At 40.7% G+C, this 18,640-nt stretch carries 12 protein-coding genes and 1 other RNA gene; 2 read left to right on the top strand and 11 right to left on the bottom strand.

Annotated features, from left to right (window positions below):
• Positions 1–70: 70 nt before the first annotated feature.
• From SFRI_RS13545 to SFRI_RS13525, 5 genes are all read right to left on the bottom strand, one after another.
• Positions 71–1,228 carry a sugar diacid recognition domain-containing protein gene (locus tag SFRI_RS13545; RefSeq protein WP_041413104.1) on the bottom strand — a complete coding sequence of 386 codons (1,158 nt, stop codon included), beginning with the start codon at positions 1,226–1,228 and terminating at the stop codon, positions 71–73.
• 368 nt (positions 1,229–1,596) lie between these two features.
• The gene (locus tag SFRI_RS13540) at positions 1,597–3,684 is read right to left on the bottom strand and encodes an MtrB/PioB family decaheme-associated outer membrane protein (RefSeq protein ID WP_011638089.1); all 2,088 of its coding nucleotides are present in this window, start codon (positions 3,682–3,684) and stop codon (positions 1,597–1,599) included.
• A 12-nt stretch (positions 3,685–3,696) separates the two neighbouring features.
• Positions 3,697–4,686, bottom strand: a complete 990-nt coding sequence (locus SFRI_RS13535) for a DmsE family decaheme c-type cytochrome (RefSeq protein ID WP_011638088.1) — start codon at positions 4,684–4,686, stop codon at positions 3,697–3,699.
• 97 nt (positions 4,687–4,783) lie between these two features.
• The gene (locus SFRI_RS13530; RefSeq protein WP_011638087.1) at positions 4,784–6,745 is read right to left on the bottom strand and encodes an OmcA/MtrC family decaheme c-type cytochrome; all 1,962 of its coding nucleotides are present in this window, start codon (positions 6,743–6,745) and stop codon (positions 4,784–4,786) included.
• 287 nt (positions 6,746–7,032) lie between these two features.
• The gene (locus tag SFRI_RS13525) at positions 7,033–9,207 is read right to left on the bottom strand and encodes an OmcA/MtrC family decaheme c-type cytochrome (protein ID WP_011638086.1); all 2,175 of its coding nucleotides are present in this window, start codon (positions 9,205–9,207) and stop codon (positions 7,033–7,035) included.
• A 619-nt stretch (positions 9,208–9,826) separates the two neighbouring features.
• Between SFRI_RS13525 and ffs the strand changes: the two genes are divergently transcribed.
• An RNA gene (ffs, locus tag SFRI_RS21130) (signal recognition particle sRNA small type) lies at positions 9,827–9,923 on the top strand.
• 168 nt (positions 9,924–10,091) lie between these two features.
• Here the strand turns inward: ffs and SFRI_RS13520 are convergent.
• The 6 genes from SFRI_RS13520 to dinG form a co-directional block, all read right to left on the bottom strand.
• Positions 10,092–10,394: a late competence development ComFB family protein gene (locus tag SFRI_RS13520; RefSeq protein ID WP_011638085.1), complete on the bottom strand. Its 303-nt coding sequence runs from the start codon at positions 10,392–10,394 to the stop codon at positions 10,092–10,094.
• Positions 10,395–10,492: 98 nt separating this feature from the next.
• Positions 10,493–11,416: a histone deacetylase family protein gene (locus tag SFRI_RS13515; RefSeq protein WP_011638084.1), complete on the bottom strand. Its 924-nt coding sequence runs from the start codon at positions 11,414–11,416 to the stop codon at positions 10,493–10,495.
• On the bottom strand, positions 11,416–12,138 hold the full coding sequence (locus tag SFRI_RS13510; RefSeq protein WP_011638083.1) for a DUF2057 domain-containing protein: 723 nt from the start codon (positions 12,136–12,138) through the stop codon (positions 11,416–11,418). The genes SFRI_RS13515 and SFRI_RS13510 overlap by 1 nt, the downstream gene beginning before the upstream one ends.
• A gap of 9 nt (positions 12,139–12,147) precedes the next feature.
• Entirely contained in the window at positions 12,148–12,810 is a 663-nt protein-coding gene (locus SFRI_RS13505) for a primosomal replication protein (RefSeq protein ID WP_011638082.1), read from the bottom strand.
• Positions 12,807–13,580 carry a TSUP family transporter gene (locus tag SFRI_RS13500; RefSeq protein ID WP_011638081.1) on the bottom strand — a complete coding sequence of 258 codons (774 nt, stop codon included), beginning with the start codon at positions 13,578–13,580 and terminating at the stop codon, positions 12,807–12,809. The genes SFRI_RS13505 and SFRI_RS13500 overlap by 4 nt, the downstream gene beginning before the upstream one ends.
• 8 nt (positions 13,581–13,588) lie before the next feature.
• A complete protein-coding gene (gene dinG, locus SFRI_RS13495; RefSeq protein ID WP_011638080.1) occupies positions 13,589–15,664 on the bottom strand; it encodes an ATP-dependent DNA helicase DinG in 2,076 nt (691 codons plus the stop codon).
• A 135-nt stretch (positions 15,665–15,799) separates the two neighbouring features.
• Between dinG and SFRI_RS13490 the strand changes: the two genes are divergently transcribed.
• Complete coding sequence (locus SFRI_RS13490; RefSeq protein ID WP_011638079.1) at positions 15,800–18,178, top strand: DNA polymerase II; 2,379 nt, start codon at positions 15,800–15,802, stop codon at positions 18,176–18,178.
• The last annotated feature ends 462 nt before the right edge of the window (positions 18,179–18,640 follow it).

The following is an 18,640-nucleotide window of genomic DNA, read 5'->3' as shown; positions in this document are numbered from 1 at the left end:
CCCATAAATTACTCTGTGCGTTTGCACCAATAAATAAGCAAGCTGACACTAAATTTGTGCACACGCACAACTAGGTGCTGGGTTGGTGAATTAACTGGCCTAAATATAAACTCAGTAATCCATTAAAACTGCGTAGGTCAATGTTGGTAATCGTTTGAATTTTATCTAGTCGATAACGCAGTGTGTTTCGATGGATAAACAAACTGTTAGCGCAGGCTTGGATATCTCCCATGTGATCTAGATAAGCGGCAAGTGTTTTTTGTAATTGCTGGTTATTGTCGACTTCAATGAGTTTTAGGTACGGCCCGGCAAGCGCATTACCTCGCCAGTGGTGCCGCAGTCCTGATAACAGCACTTGTAAGCTGTAGTCTTGGTATAAATATTTGGTTTTTGTTGGATGTAATTTTTTGCCAATATCTAACGTTTCTTTAGCGGTACGATAAGAGTAACTAATACCGAGTTCACCACCGAAATAATGCCCTAATGAAATATGCAGGCTAAGCTGCATATTGGCGGGTAAGCGTTTGAGCAATTTGTTGATGCGTTGATTTTCAAGCTCTGGGTCAAATTGCTTACCATCTAAAAAAGCCGGTTTTAAAATCACTAATTGAGTGAGTGATGTCATCGCAATTAAGTTATCGCGTACAGGATTTTGTAATAAATACAGTACTTGTTTTAATGCTTGATTGTCTTGTTGATATAGTGGGTTATTACTATCGAGTTCAATGATGGCAGCCACTCTCGGCACGCTTAAATCGATACCCAATTGCAATGCCCATTGTTGTAAAGAAGGTAAGTCTTGTTCATTGGCATGAATGAGTTGCGAAATAAACTCCTCTGTTTGACGATTTTGCCACTGTAATTGCTCTTGCAAGTTTGCTTGCTCGACAATCATCTCTGCTGTCATCTTAAGCAGTTCACCATAGTGGCTTAATGTGTCTGGCTCGCCAGTGATACCGATAACGCCAACCACTTGGCCATGGTAATGTAATGGTAAATTTAGCCCAGGTTTGACGCCATGTAAGTTTGAAGCGATGGCTTGGCTTATTTCAACATTGCGATTTTGGCTGATAGCTAATAGTGCGCCTTCATGTACAGTGCCAATTCGATCGATATCGCCTGAACCTAATATCACCGCCTGAGCATTCATGACATTGATATTATGCCCAATAATTTTCATGGTTCGGTCGACAATTTTAGCAGCAATTAGCGTATCAATTTGAAACATGAATTTCTCTAGGCAATAAATATCGGTATTGAATGATACCTGATGTTGGCTAAGTATTGGGAGGAGGTTAATGCTTAAATGCATTAGAGGTTAAAAAGTAAGAGGGAGTCTTGAACAGGCAATAGGGTTGTAGGATGAACAATGTAAAATGGGGGGCAACATCCTTTTGCCCAAACTTCAATCACAAGCTATTCACATTGTTAATATAATGTTAAATCTGGTGTGATTGCAAGTTTTTTATACAATAGGATGTTAGCGACTGTTTTTGTGTCCAAACGTCATTAAATCAAATGATATAAAAACGCCAACCTAGATAAGGTTGGCGTCATTTTTTTGTGAACGGCTCCGTTATATAACGGTTAATTCACTTACAGACTATAATTTACGTTGAGCATGATCATGTGTGCCGTGTAGTCATGCTGTAAATTGCCAAAACTCATGACATTCCAAATGGTATCTGGCTCAATATCATTGGCGTCATCATTATCAAGATATTTTTCCATTTTGTAGTCTATACGCAAGGCCATTTTTTCGGTGGCTTGATATTGTGCATACACATTAATGTTATGCACTTTGGCAAAATAGTCACCGTAATCGCCACTAATACCTTGTCTTACTTGGGTATTACTGTCTGAGTCTGAGTAGGTATAATCCAAACCTAAGCGCAAACGACTGTCCATTAAATTGTTGTAGCTTAAGCCTGCGCCAACAACATCGACAGTGTCTTCAATATCGGCTTGCCAAGTCGCTATACTTAAATTGGCACTGCCAGATTGAGCGGACTTGATGATTTGATGATTATAAAATGTATTAACATTCATATCGTCATTAATCATGTAGCTCAGATTAATATCGTAGTTTGTGTCTTTTGATTCAGTTAAGCCTATTTGCGTATTTGTATAGTCATCCAATGCATAGCGAACCCCAAAATCGACGTTCAAGTTATCAAGTGGACTATGGTTAAAGCGCGCCTCTATTTGAGTGCGGTCACGGTCGGCCAAATAGTATCGACGTAGCAACGGATTTTGTTCTGCAGATGACGATTCTGATGCTTTATATTCTGAACCATCTCTCTTGCTCAAACTACCTTTAAGCCACATATCCCACATGTCAAAACTATTGACCCGTAAACGTGCCCAGACGTTATTATCGTCAGTGGTTTCTCTACCTTGATTACTGCGTTCATCTCGTTTGAAATCATAACCCGCATCGAGTTTTAAACCATGATTGATTCGATAGTCAGTTGATAATTTAGCGTTATGGGTAGTGAGATCGTATGGGGTGTTGTACCGCACTTTGCCAGTAACATCGTTAATACTAATTTGGGTCCATTGTTCGATTTGGGTGTTGTTTTCTCTGTCGTTATAATCATAACTGCCAGTGAGACGCCATGCTCGGTTCAGCTTGGTCACCGCTTTAAGTGTCATGCCGGTGATATCAACTTTCGCATCTATAGAATCTGCCGGTAATGAATAACCATAACCTATGCTAGTTAATTGCTGATCTTGAGTCATTTGGCCCAAGAGCAAACGACCACTTAAGCTGGTAATGGAATCATTATATTGGCCCATTAGTGAAATAGTATGGGCCTCGTTATCTGGGTCTAGCGCCATGTAACCACGACTTTGCGCCCCAAACGTAGGGTTAAAGGCACTGTCAAAGCCAAGCTGTTGATTGTTATTGCTAAACACTGAACCATTGTAGTTTATGCTAGTAAACCAGTTATCACCACGGAGTTTAATCCCAGCGTTTAAGATGTCTGTCGTGTAATCAACAGGCTCTGCCAACATCATTGATTGGTTGAAGAAACTGCCAGAAGCAACTTTGGTTCCGGTTTTCTCTTCACGTTGAAAATTAACGTAGGTTGTGAACAGTGATTCTGTTTGATATTCAAACCCAAGACCGGCACGTTCACGTTTAAGCGACAATTCAAATGGGGTTAAACTGCTATAAAGCATTGGCATATCTGAGCTTGAACCTGCCGTTACCCAATTATCCGCTAAAGTAAGATTATCGCTGCCGATATTCTGATAAGGGCTTAATGCATTGTTGCTTTGATACGTCGCAATGGAGCGATAGCCTAGATTAAGACGATACAATCCAAGTTTACCGACATCTATTTCCATACGGCCATTGTTCATGCCGATATTATTTGCGACGACTTTTGCTTGGTAGCCATTGTTACCGCGATACTTTATATCGGCATCAATTTTGCCAGCAGTTTGATTACTGCTATTAAAGGCGTTAGCTGAGTTAATATCGTCTTCGCTGTTGTAACCAATACCGACACCGACATTTCCAGTGGTACCAGTTTCGACAGCACAAGCCTTACAATTCCAAGCATCATATTTAATGTTGTCGGTTTTAGCATTGGCTAGGCCATAACCATCAGCCATCAGGCTAAAGCTGGTACTAGTGAGTAACGCTAAGGTAATGAGGTTCAATTTAGTATTCATAATATAATCTCCTTAGCGCTGCAGTAACTTACCAGACGGATGGTTAGAACCATGCACCTGACTATGACAATTTAAGCAGCTACGACCACCAGTAAAGGCATTACCATTTACTGTTGAACCCATATCAGTGTTACCTAGATAAGCGTTGCTTGTGTGATTGTCACTCGCATGACATTGCTGACACAGTTGTGGCGCACGAGTTTTGAGCATTGCATCGTTCACAGAACCGTGTGGATTATGGCAATTGACGCAATTTTCGGTGACGGGTGCATGCTCCCACAGCTTTGGGCCGCGTTTCTCAGCGTGACATGAATAACACGTTTCATTGACTGTTGGCTGAACAAGATCTGAATCGCTCAAACTGCCATGTGGATTATGGCAGTCGCTACAGGTCATTTGATTCCATTTCATTGGATGACTGGTGCGCTTGTTCATGTCTGCTTTTTGTCTGGTGTGACAAGTGGTACATACTTCGACTTCTGTTTGCTTTGACAGTACTGGGTCATGTTCAGCATGTATGCTATGACAAGATGCACATGCCACATCGGCATTGGCGTGATGACTACTGTCCCATGCCACGCGTTTGTCGTCGAGATGACAGCTCATGCACACACTGTTTTGCTTGTCTGCAGCGAGTGTTGAAGTTGGGCCAAAGGTAATCATTGGCTCTTTACCACCACGATTATGTGAACCTAGTGGACCATGACACGCTTCGCACTGTAATCCAGCCATTGGACTTTTTGATGAATCAATTGCGCCATGAGCACCTTTGAATAAGTCCATGACCTTTTCTGATTTTTTATGACACATTAAACAAGTGTCGGCACCCTTTGGTGAGTATTTCCCCTCGGCGAATTTTTTATCGAGTGTTGCTTCAACTTCTGCCGGTGTCATGCTGGCATCCCACTTTGCCGCCTGTACATGACTCGACATAAACAGCGTCGATGCAGTAAGGCAGAGCAGGGCTAAAAATAAGGTATTTATTGAATGTGTGGTCTTCATAAGTAGACTTCCTAATTTGTCCATTTTGATGATCAACAAGTTGATTACGTAAGCCATAGCATGAGAGAGAAACAGGGCTTCTCTCTCAATGGACAAATTAAAGCTTCACTTGTGTGTGGTTTTCAATGGTAGGTGCATGGCAGAAGAAACAGGTTTCTAACTGCGCAGCATCATTGGCTTCTTGATAGCTACCATTAACAACCGCACCTTGACTTTGTGCATGCTGCGAAATCGTGTCAAATCCATGACAAGATGCGCACGTTGCAGTGATAGGTGTTGTATAAAGGCCTTGCGACGTAGCAAGTGCACCTTTAACTTTGAATGCATCAAGATTAAAGTCGCTGTGACACTGAGTACAGTCTTTGATAATGCCTTGTTCACCATGAACACTGTGCAATTTCATTTCAATGGCACCTTGATTAGCACCAGAAGCATAAGTGCCATCTGGCGTATGACAAGCCACACAACCATCTAAACCTATGGTAACTTCACCATTAAGTTCACGAGCTAATTGTTCTGACATCACAAAACCAGCATGGTGTCCTTTATGTAACTCGAAGGTGTCGCCATGGCAATTATCACATGAACCAAAATTGACCGAGTCAGTGTGACGATAGCTAGGCGCATTACCAGAGAAAGTACCTACTGTGAATTCGGCTTTCATACTGGTAGTTGCTACGCCATCGACACAATCAATGGCTTGAATACCATCGTTACACATTTCAAGACCAATAAAGCTAAAGGCAGTATCTGTATCGCCAGCACCAAATGGCAGAGATGCAATGTTATAGACCAAGTTACCTGATTCAATGATTACATCTGCTTGTAACAGACCCGCTTTGATAAAGTCTTTACTGATTTTTGCTAAACCGCTGCCTGGGCTAGGGTTATATCCCATAATTGGGAAGTTAGGTCCGACGTTCGTAATGGTTTCAACGCGTTGAATTTTGCTGATTAAGCTTGTTGCGTCAATGGCCGTACCATTAGCATCTAAAATTGTTACCGATAGGGTCGCTGATTTGTCTTCAGCGCTTGATTTATTAGCCGTTAATGTTGCTGTCATTCCGTATAAATCGATAAATGTTTTTTTCTGAGTATACGATGTTGTGTGCAACTCTTCTGTCCAACTTGCATTATGACAAGCTATACAATTTGAATTATCGACTTGTTGCGGATGACCTTGACCCGTTTTAAAGTCAATGTCGGTATGACAACTTGAACAGGCTTCCATGGTTGGAATACGAGACCAGTTGTTCGATTCACTCAGTTGTTCTGAATTAACATGACAAGTGGTGCAATTATCTTGCACTATCGCATGCGCTGTTTCTGCACTCTTGTCTAAGTTGCGTCCATACATTTTGGCATTGTTATGAACATTATGAATTAAGTGACTGAACTCATCTTGAACCTTGCCTTTTTCAATAGCCAATTCATTGGTATGACATGATGTACAGGTTTCTAAATCAGTGTAGCTATGATAAATGCTTTCACCTTCTGCATGACAGGTATTACAAGTGGCGGTGTTAACGATGTTTTTAGTGTATTTAGCCTCGAATCCTTCACCGTCAAAATCTTCGGTAATTTCAGTACGCGGCACTCCGGTAACGCCGTCTTGCAAGGTTGATGCACTTGCAATTACATTATAACGTTGGGTTAGCTCAGGATTAAACCCTTCAACATTGACTGTGAAACTGTAATTGCCGTTACCATGGTCGGTAAAAGCTTTTTCGGAGCCAATAAATTGCCATTGGGCTGAATTACCTGCACCGCTTGCGCCAGCTGGAATGAGTTGGACGACTTTTTTAATTTCAAAGTCTTTAAGACCTGCTACAGGGAGATCTTTTTCATTGGTCGCAAATACTTCAATAGTCGGTTTGCTGTCTTGATAAGTGACTTTAGTGATATCTAAGTTTAGTGTCTTAATCGCTTCAGCAGGCTCGCCACCAGGATTACCTGGATTACCAGCTTCACCATCATCGCCTCCGCCACAACCAACCAGTGTCATTGATGCTGACATAGCAAGTAACAATGCCATTTTTGTGTATTTTTTATTCATCATATTTTCCCTGCAAAGGTCATCCATCTAACTCACTGGCAGTATGTTCTGCAATTATCTTATTCAGTTAAGTTGATGTTGGAATTAATTTTCCCAACACTAAGATTACTTTACAAACAGCAACTCGTCTTTAAAACGAACGTAATTGTGTGATGATGATCAGCCTATTAATAAAGAGGTATATAAAATACGGAGTTTGGCGGGGGAAGATTGTTCGGATAACAAAAAGACCTTAGTTAAAAACTAAGGTCTTTGATGGATAAAACGCCAAGGTTGTTTATTTGTGTAGCTTAAAAACCATGTGTTTTAGTGACGCGATCTACGGTATGACAGGTAGAACATATTTCCGATGTACGATTACGAGCATCTTCCTCACTTATTCCATCGACTATACCGCCGTTAGATTCAATATGTGACACGGTGGCATCAGTACGATACTTTTGATGACAACTTAAACATGCTCCAGTATCTGATGACATCCATACATCAGCGCCAGTCTCGATATCGCCATAACGCCATACTCTGTCAGTGGCTCTACCAAGTTGGATCCCATCAGCGGTATGACAGGTTTTACAATCGGTTTTCAACACGGTTCCAGATTCAACACCGGCATATTTGAGGTAATGACCTTCAGCGCTGTGTGCTTTAAAGGCAAAGCTGGTCGATTTTTTGCCACCAGGGTAAGTGTCATCACTCCTAAGGGTCTTATCAGCGGTATGACAGGTTTGGCAATTGACACCATTGTCATAGTGATACACCTCTTGGTTATGGCAACCTTGGCAGCTTTCTGTGTTGATAATGTTTCTACGTGTAGCAGTGGTTTGGCTAGTGTCTATTGCACTTGCAGCCATAACCAAATGGAATGGGCTACTTTTAATTTCCACTTTTTGGACATCATCAGTACTACAAGCCGTTAGTTTAACTTCCGGTCTGCCGTAACCACCATGGTTAAAACAGGCTGTAACTGCTGACCATAGCTCAAATGTTTTACCCACATAATCTGTTGGTAAGGTGATCTTATCCCAAACTAAGGTCCAGCTATTATCTGTGTTGGCAGTACCTTCACTTAATTTAATACGACGATTACTGTAACTGGCATCTTGATACGCAGGATAGTTTTTGTCGCTGTCCCACGCCATAACGATGCGGCTACCTTGGTCGATAAATTCCGCTGCAATAACATTAGCTGAAGCATCGGTAAATTTAACCGTAGTACTGAATTTTCCATCTGCAGTGACAATTACGTCACTGAATACGGCGCTCATTGCTTGTGTTTCGTTATAGGCTTTCATGACATCACCATGAGCTTCTTTTGCACTGCGACCATAGCCTTCTTCAACATGGCATGAAGTACAATTTGTGCCGACACCAACATGTTGTTGAGACGCTAATTCTGTGTGACATGCAATACAAGCCGTATCACTTTTATTAGCATTAAACAGGGCGGCATCTTTGGGAGCGTTCGTGCCCTCTACGTGACATGCACTACAATCGGCAGCAGGTTTTTGCGGATACATCACGTTACCGTAATCGTGTATTCCACCGCCATAGCCAATCACTTTATAAGGTGCGGCAACATTGCCGTCAGCTGTGCTGGTTACGCGGTCTTGGCCTTTATGAATAGCATGGATCATGTAGGTAAAATCAACACTGTTACCGGTTTCAGGATCACCAGATGTTGCTGTATGACATGATGCACAGTTTTCAAGATCGATTCGACGACCGCCGTGCAATGCTAAGCTTTCTGGTTGGTGGCAGGTATAACAAGCATTGATCGAGACGACGTCGCGCGTTGCAATATCTTCGGTTAAGCCAGTTGAAGGTTGAAAATCGTAATGAGCATTGGCTGTGATTAATGGCTGTTTTAACTCCAATGTAATGCGCTGGGTGTCATCGGCTTGATAAGTGATGCTTAACGGCTCTGTGACTTGAGCAATATTGGTTTGAAAGGTGTACGAGTATGAACCATCTAGATTATCGACTAAGCAGTCAGCACATTTTGATGCAGCCTCAACTTCAGCCTGAAATTGTGCAGAAGGAGCGATATTGGTTTCACCATCAGGGATCCAACTTGCATTAGGTTGTTTTGTTGTATTGATATAAGACTGCCATTGATAACCACGATCTACTTCAACTGTAGCGCCATCAGTTCCGACCATTTCGGTAACTGGGGTTAATTGCGCAATACCAAAACGAAGGTCATGATCTTTTGTTAGTCCCAATACCGCAACACCATTGGCATTTTTAAGGATAAAGCCAACACTGACTTTTCCGTCGACTACGGTTGCATCGGTAAAGGTCGCTTTTAGGGTTGATGTCGCATCTATGTTTACACCAATAATACCATCTGGCCCATCTTCGCCATTGGTACCATCACTGCCTCCACAACCCGATAATGCTAGAGCAATAAGCCCTGCACTCAATACCGCTTTTGCAGCGGGACTAACTGTTATTGTATTCATCATGTATTCCCTGCATTTTTTTGTTATCTCGCATTCACTACTGGTTATAAGTGTGCGGATTTTATTCAAATCTAATGTTAGCTAACCTTGGCCACTTACTCATTGAATTATGTCTAGAGTTGTGACTAAGATCTGACTATTCCTTTATGGGTAACGTTGCTTGATGAAGATCTGCCTGTATTACTGGGATAAATAGGACAGTTCCAAGATGTTAATACTGTTATTAGCATATTCTCGAATACGACATGTGATGTTAACTTGCACCAGCATTTGTGCTCGATGTTATAAACGATTATCTAAAGGCTGTTTTCTATTTCATCTGGCTATGTATTTTTTTTCAATAGATTAATGATTCACGTCTGAATTTGTATTATTGACAACATAAAATAGTGTGTTTGGCATACATTACTTGTGAATAGTTCGATTTATGTTGATTAACCTATCTGTTATCCCACCCCTTATTCCATCTAGTATTCCCCGTTAAGGTTAAGTATTGCGCAGTTAGGTAGAGGATTGAAAACTTATTAGGATAAAGGCTTGATCCAGCCAATGGGTTAGGGGATAATCGCCCCGTTCTGACACATAAGCTTTGTATTTTATGATTCAGAAGTCAATGGTGACCCTAGGGTCCCCCCGCAACGATAACTTGTGAACTCGGCCAGGCCTGGAAGGGAGCAACCGCAGCAAGTGACTCGTGTGCCGGGGTGTGGCTCTAGGGGAACCTCCAATATTCCCCGTATGATTTCACCGTATTAATTCAAAATTCAAATCAAATCAAAACACATCCATGTTATATGAATGAACTATTCATTAAATGAACATAGCTAATACTGATTTAACATATATTCATTCAATATCCCGTAAAATATCAGCTAATGCTGATTAAATTACTGTTGTTGTTCGGCTGCGAGCTCAGCTTCTTCCTTTAAGCGTTTTTGCAAGTTTGCTTTGAGGAATTGCCTTGAACGTTCAAGTGCTTCACTGATCTCAGTTTTCATCTGTTTTAATTCTTGATAATTTTCGAAAAAATACGTGTCAACTAAATGGCGAATGTACCTCACGGGTAACTGATTCAATGTGACGCAGCATAAATCCGCTAAGTATTCTTCTGGCAATTCTTCCATTAAGCCTTCATCTCGCAGCATTTCCATTAATAGAACTTCATAATAGTTTCGGATCTCTAATTGCATTATTACGCTCCATTGAGACAGTTTAGTTTATCGACATCAGCTTAAATGCCGAGATGGTTGTTTAATTTAGTGGTGCATTATTGTTGGTTTTGTATTGCCTAATACTGTGATGCCCATAATTCATTGGCCGCAACTAACAATTGGCTATGTCGGATTGTTAATTCTGCTTCACTACGACTATAGCCTCCCCCTATTACTGCTGCAAGTGGGATGCCATGCATTTTTGCTATTGATATTACCTGTTTATCTCTAGCGAGAATACCTAGATTCGAAATGCTGAAATATCCAAGGTCATCATGTTGATGAATGTCGACCCCTGCGTCATAGATGATCAGATCTGGCTGATGGATGCGAATCAGGTAAGGTAATATTTGTTGTATATGTTCAAGATATTGTTTGTCGGTACAACCTTTATCCAGAGCAATATCGTGATCAGATTGTTGCTTTCGGGATGGGAAATTTTGCGCACAGTGGATAGAGCAGCTAATGATGTCTGGGTTGCCTTGGGTGAGTGTCGCTGTTCCATCACCTTGATGAACATCACAATCAAAAATAAGTACTTTGTCTGCTCTTCCTGAGTCAATGGCTGATCTCGCTGCGATAACCAAGTCATTAAAAATGCAAAAACCACTGCCAAAATCATAGTGCGCATGATGATAACCACCAGTTAAGTGAACCGCGATTCCATGGTCAAGCGCCAATTCAGCGCACAAACGGGTGCCATTTACAGCGTGTAAAGTGCGGGTAACTAACTCTTGACTCCATGGAAAACCAATACGTCTTTGGGCTTTATGGTCTAAGGCACCATTGATAAATTGTTCGACATATTGCGGGCAATGCACTGTATAGAGCGTATCTTTCGATATCGGTGTAGGCGTATGGCGATATTGCTCAAACAATAATTGTTGTTTGAGCGCGTGCTGGTATAAATTGTGATATTTAGTGGTTGGAAAACGATGGGTGCTAGGTAACGCCAGCTGTGAATAGCTGGCGTGGTAAACAAAAGGGATCGATAGAGACATTACAGTTGTTTTATTGCCCAGCCCATAAATTCTTTACGGGTTTTGTCATCGGCTTGTAACCACCAATATTGGAGCATTTGTTCTGCTTGTGCTGGAGTCGGCTTTTGAGCCGTTGCTGCTGGCACTGCTGCTGGCACTGCTGCTGGCACTGCTGCTGGCACAGTTGCACTCATCGTAGCAGATTCAATATCTGATTTGACTGCTAATGCTTGTATCGGTTGACTGCCGTCACCCGTAGCTGAAGCTGATAAGGTTTCAATATCATGCTGGTTTTTATTGTTAAACAGACTAGTTATAAATGAGTTCTCAGTAAAATTAGTTTGTTCTACATTGTAAGTTACCGCAGCATTATCTTGGCGTTTAATGCTGATTTGTGGTTTTTTTGCGAATGCTTTTGGATTCTTAATGATGTCGCCATCAGCGGGTTGTAATAGATATTGATGATCGCCATCAACCGTTAACGTCACAATTAAAGGCGTTGATTTTACAAAAGATTGACTGTCACTAAAGGAATCATCAATCACATCATGATAACGAACAGCAATTTTATGGACACCATTGGTTAACGCTAAATCTGATTGATGGCTGAACATACTGGTTTCAACTTCTGCACCATCAAGTGCTAGGTACTCAAATGACATTGGAATGGTTAAATTAGCTGCTAATACTGACGATGATGTTAAAAATGCCAAAAGCGCACTTGTGGTAAATAAAGATTTCATTGTTGCTCCTTAACGTGGGTAACTTTGGCGAGGTCGTTCAAAAAGTTGAATACGCTCTTCAATATAACTGGTTGCTTGTTTACACTTTCCTAACCGACGGTGCATAGAAAGAATATCATTTTGCAGTTTTATTTTGTCATCACTATGACAGAATTCAAGAGATGCTTCCATTTGTTGTATTTTTTGCTCTATTTTTTTTGCCCAATTTAAATGTTTATTGAGTTCAGCGTAGAGTTGATGGCTGTTTTGCATCACATTGCTGGCTATCCAACCAAATCCACTGTCTTGTATTGCTTGTTGTTGTTTTTTTGCATATCGGGCACGGTTACTGGCTTTGCGCTGTTGTTCAGATTTAAGATTGATGTGAGTGGTCAGTAATGCTCTGCGTAACGCACTAAATCGGTCTTGAATACGATCGCAACTGAGTTGGATAACATTACCACCCAACTTAAGATAAAGCTGTTTTTCGAGTTGTTTAATGTCTTGACGTAACTGGGTGATACAAGGGCTAAGTTGGGCTCCTTGTTGGGCAAATAGTTGACTGTTAAAGCGTTCGATTTCTTGTAAAGACTGCCGTTGTGAAGGCGCTAAATTCTGGTCGTGTATTAATGCGTCTTGTTCAAGTTTCGCGAGCTGTTGTTTTAACATCGAGACCAATTGTTGGGTGTTCATGCCCATGCACTCCACGTAAGATGGACTGCTATCGACAATACCATAATAATGAATATTGGCTTAATAAAAGGTATCCCAAATCTAATTGCACTTTTTGCACCAATAAATGAACCTGCCATCATGCATATTCCCATCCATAAGCCGAGTATCCATTGCACTTGTCCCATTGATGCAAAGATAATGAGCGCTGTGATATTACTTACCGCGGTCATCACTCGAGCTAATCCACAGCTGTGTAATAGAGGCAGTTTATGCAGCGAGATAGACGATACTGTCCAAAAAGCACCAATTCCTGGCCCTGCAAATCCATCGTATCCGCCCAAAATAAAACCTTGGCTAATCTGCTTGTATTTGGGTGAGCGATATTTTGGAACGATGGTATTTTTGTCCCCCATCGCTTTGGGGCTAAATAAGGTATAAATCGCAATGCTAATGATCAGTAGTGGTAGTATTTTGTCTAGCCATAGTGGGTCAATTAGAAATACTAAACCACAACCTGCAATAGACCCGACCAGCGTGGCAAAAAAACATGCTTTCCATAATGCAGGGCTAAATAGATGTTGTTTATAAAAAGTATAGCTCGATGTAAGAGAACCAAAACATGCTGCTAACTTATTGGTTCCTAGTGCTAAATGTGGTGGAATTCCAACCGTTAGTAATGCTGGAATAGACAGAAGTCCGCCACCGCCAACAATGGCATCAATAAAACCAGCAAGTATACCGATGACCGCTAATATAGCCCAATGGCTAGGGTCTAATAATAAATCCAACTCAATACCTATTCAATAACACGTCTAAAAGGAGGAAGGGCATCAATTAATGATTTGCCATAACGTTTAGTGACCAAACGACGGTCTAAAATGGTCACTCGACCATAATCTTGCTCTTTTCGTAACAGTCGGCCACAACTTTGGACTAATTTACGTGAAGCGTCAGGAATTGTCAGCTGTAAAAAAGGATTACCACCTTTTACTTTTAAGTATTCTGCGTGAGCTTGTTCTACTGGTGAGGTTGGGACGGCAAACGGCAGTTTGGTTATGATTAGGTTTGTTAAGTAATCACCTGGTAAATCAAGCCCCTCAGAAAAACTGCCAGTACCGAAAATGACACTGGGTAGACCGTCATCACAGCGTTTTTTGTGTTGTTCTAATATCTGTTGACGCGGAATAGCGCCTTGAACAAAAAGCTGATCTTTAGGGATTTTACCTTCAACTAGCTCAACCACTTTATCCATTTGCCAATATGAAGCAAACAGCACTAATGTGGCCATTTCACCATCGATGAGTGTCACAATATGTTGTGCTAGTTCGGTGGTGTAATTATCGTCAGTAGGTTCGCACACCATTTGAGGTATAAATAAAGTCGCATTATTTTCGTAATCGAAAGGGGATAATAACGCTAAAAATCGGCTGCCATCATTCATTGACAGTCCTACTTGATGAGCAAAATGGTTGAAGCTGTTTAAGGCTCGAAGCGTTGCGCTGCATAACACCACTCCAGCGGCTTTTTGCCATAACATAGATTCCAGCATAAAGCCTACTTCTATAGGTGATGAACAAAATAAATAATCTTGTTGTTTACCTGTAATTAATTCAGCCCAACGTGCCATCGGCGCGCCTTTTTTACTGTCTTCTTTGGCCATCATTTTCCACAACTTATGTAAATTATCCAGCCGTTGTAAAATGAATCCAGTTTCTGATAACAACCCTTCTGACTGGTGTTTAGGCACTTCACCATCTTTTATTGCTTCAGTTAATACTGATACCACTTTGTTAAATTGCTTTACCGCTGAACCTGATGCCGTGGCAAGATTTTCTGCCTGTATTAATAATGATTGAGGCAATTGGCCATGTTCAAAACGAAGTCTGGATTCAGGGTTAGCGAATAACTGCGGTTGGGTATCACAAAAATGAGCAACCTGAGTCAGTAAATTGGTTAACTCTGTGGTGTGATCAAGCATTGCTTGTACAGGAGCAATGATATGAGTGGTTTTTAGTTGATTTTGTAACTTAGAACAAGTTTTCGATGCTTTTTCTAACCAATCGCATGCGCCACGAAGTGTGGCTTGAGCACTGGAGAAATCTCTGGCGACAATAGGTAAGTGATGAGCTTCGTCGATAACATAAAACATGTCTTCTGGTTCTGGTAAAATGACGCCGCCGCCAAGTTCTAAATCGGCAAATAGCAGACTGTGGTTAACAATGAGTACATCCCAAGTGTCGACATCTTCACGGGCTTTATGAAACGGGCAATTATGGTGCGCCGATACTTGACGGTGACAGCTGTGCTTATCACAGCAAATTTGCTGCCACAAAAAATCAGGGATAGGGTGCTTTAAGGTATCAATTTCACCATTCCAGCGTTTTTGATGAAAATCTTGATGCAATTTTTGTAATTCGTTAATTTGACTTTGGTCGGGTTTAGTTTGCCACATGGCTATTTGCGAGCTGTCTTGTGCCCCGATCATGGCTTCAAGTTTGGCTAAACATACGTAGCGCTGACGACCTTTTACCAAACCAAATTTAAACTCAATACCTGATTGTTGTAAAAAATGAGGTAGATCTTTATGGAGTAATTGTTCTTGAAGTGCCACGGTTGCAGTAGCAATACAGACTTTCTTTTTACTCGAGATGGCTAAAGGGATTGCACCTAAGATATAAGACAAGGATTTACCAATACCAGTACCTGCTTCTACCACAATGATACGACGGTCTTTGTCATACTCACCCGCTAAGGTTTTGGATATTTCAGCTACCATATAGTTTTGTTCGCGACGAGAACGAAATTGCGGCATAGAGGCTGCAATTTCTTTGTAAATGGTGCGAATTTGACTTTTTATGTTATCCGGTAGCATAGGAAGTATGATTTCTACATAGACTGAATTATGCTGTACATAATAACAGTGAATTAGCATGCCACGAAGTAATAAATCAAATTGAGTAAACTTGTGCAGGAATTCAAACCCGTTGTGAAGCCAACAGATTATCCAATGACTAATACCCATGTGAAGGGACGAGTATTAACTCGCCATGCTATTTATCGGCATGGACAATTAGTCCTTCAATATTATATCAAAACCGCTGAAGGACCTGTATTAGCTGAACTATATCACAGTGAAGTGATCTGTTTCTGTCGTCAGCAAGATGTGGATCAATTAAGTCAAAAAGTCGGCTTTGCTCTTAAGGCTGAGACAATATCATTGCTGAGTTTTGCACATGAACCTATCAGTGCGCTGTATCTTAAATCAAATACTCAATTGAAATTACTTGGTCGTATTGCTAGTGATATCGGTATTACCTTATTTGAAGCCGATATTAGGCCTGAGCAACGCTACCTAATTGAACGGTTTATCGCCTTAGATATTGAATGCTCAGGGCATTATCAAGAGCGTAATCCAACTTCAACTATTCCTTTGTTATCGATTAATCGGGCTAGAAAAATGCCCAGCAACGAACTAGTCGATATCCCATTAAAAATGGTTTCACTGGATTTTGAGTGTAGTTTTACTGGGGAACTTTATTCGGTTGGTTTATATGGTGCCGATTATCAATGTGTGTTTATGGTGGGCGAACCGCAAGCAGAATGTCATGATTTTATCGTTTGGGTACAAAATGAGGTTGAACTGATACATCATTTAATAGCGTGGTTTAGCGACTATGATCCCGATATTATTATCGGTTGGGCAGTAGTGACCTTTGATTTAGCCTTGTTGTTCAAACGCTGTGTTTTACATCAAATTCCATTATTAATTGGTAGAGGACATACCGAACTGAGCTGGAAAGTTGCCGATAAATATAGGCCTGAAACACTCTCTTTACCTGGGCGCGTGGTGTTGGATGGTATTGATTGGCTTAAAGCGGCATTTTATCAGTTTGATAGTTTTTCGTTAGAGTCTGTATCACGGCAATTATTATCTGAAGGTAAAGCCATTGATCATGTAGAAAATCGTGGCCAAGAAATTACCCATTTATTTGAACAAGATAAAAATGCATTGGCTTTTTATAATATTACAGACTGCCGGCTAGTGTGGGATATTTTTGAAAAAACACAGTTGTTAGATTTTGCTATTGAACGCGCTAAGTTAACGGGTTTGGAGTTTGGCCGAGTGGGTGCATCGATTGCGGCATTTTATCATTTGTATCTGCCTCACTTACATCGAAGTGGTTTTGTAGCACCTGCACAACCCGCTAGCCAAGGCTTAGAAAGCCCTGGTGGATATGTTATGTCTTCTATACCAGGTTATTATAAAGATGTTTTAGTATTAGATTTTAAAAGTCTATATCCGTCGATTATTAGAACATTCCTTATCGATCCTAAAGGCTTAGTTGAGGGGCTTTACGCTAGGGAAGTAAAAGGTGATGCAACGACAGTGGCTGGATATTTAGGTGCTCAATTTAGTCGAAAATCACCTATTTTGCCTGCATTAGTTGCCAGCCTTGCAGAGCAAAGAGAACTGGCCAAACGAGATAGAAATGCGCCGTTATCACAAGCGATAAAAATTATTATGAACTCATTGTATGGCGTACTAGGCTCAAGAGGTTGTGTATTTCATGATGCTAAGTTAGCCAGTTCGATTACCATGCGCGGTCATCAAATTATGAAACTCACAAAGCAATGGATAGAAGAGTGCGGTTATCAAGTGATTTACGGTGATACCGACTCTACCTTTGTCTGGTTAGGGGATAATCATGGGATTAAAGATATCCAAGCGGTTGGTAAACACCTATCAGTATCAATAACCCAACGTTGGCTTGAATGGTGTGTAGAAGAATATCAATTAGACAGTTATCTTGAGTTGGAATTTGAAACCCACTTTGAACAATTTATTATGCCTACCTTAAGGGGCTCAGATGAAGGCAGTAAAAAGCGTTATGTCGGCGCGGTGTCAAATGATCAGCAACAATTAACTCTGACTTTTAAAGGTATGGAGCAGGTGAGAAGTGATTGGAGCCCTATTGCAAGAAGGATGCAGTACCATTTATATGAATTATTTTTCAAGGGCGAGGATGTCATTGATTTTTTGAGTAATGAGCTTGCGGCAATTAAGTGTGGTGCTCGAGACAATGAACTTATCTTTAAAAAGCGATTAAGACGCAATGTTGAAGATTATACCGCAAAGTCGTCACCCCATGTTAAAGCCGCGAAACAGCTTGCCGAACTACTCGGAGACGTAAGCGTTACCCGTAAGGGACAACAGATACGATATATAATGACGCTCACTGGTGCACAAACCATAGAAGCAAAACCACAAAATATTGATTATGAATACTATATTTGTAAACAAATCAAACCCATAGCTGAGCCCATTCTACAACTGTGTGGTCATAGCTTTGACTCACTAGTAAATAATCAACTCCTATTGCTTTAAATTAACTCACTAAACCTTCAACTTTAAGTTTTCCAATGTCAACTAACATAAATGGTGTTTTATTCGTATCCTTCCTTAATTAAGTCAGTAAAGACATCAAGCATGGTTTGATGAAGCACAAATCTGACTCACTCTATCAACGAAGATTTATCTAGACGATTAATGTTAAGCAATTGCTTACATAGCCTTATTTATCGTCACTTAACATTTTTATGTTTACTAGAAGTGATAAAAAAGTACCTTCTTAAGGGAAATCGCTATTTTAAACAGACAGTTAACTTTTTTCTTTAGGCTTAATATGTAATTTTTGCAATAACCAAATAAATTTAACTTATTGTTTATAATGATAAAAAAAACACCCCGTTCATATTTATTAACAGTTTAACTTGTTACATTTGATTAACTTTTGCGCTTACGACCTCTCGAATGTTGATTAGTTGTTTCAAATGTGATTTTATTGCA

It is taken from the genome of Shewanella frigidimarina NCIMB 400 (assembly GCF_000014705.1).
GTDB lineage: Bacteria > Pseudomonadota > Gammaproteobacteria > Enterobacterales > Shewanellaceae > Shewanella > Shewanella frigidimarina.
Note: the sequence above shows the minus strand (reverse complement) of the source record. Positions and strands in the feature narration are given on the sequence as shown.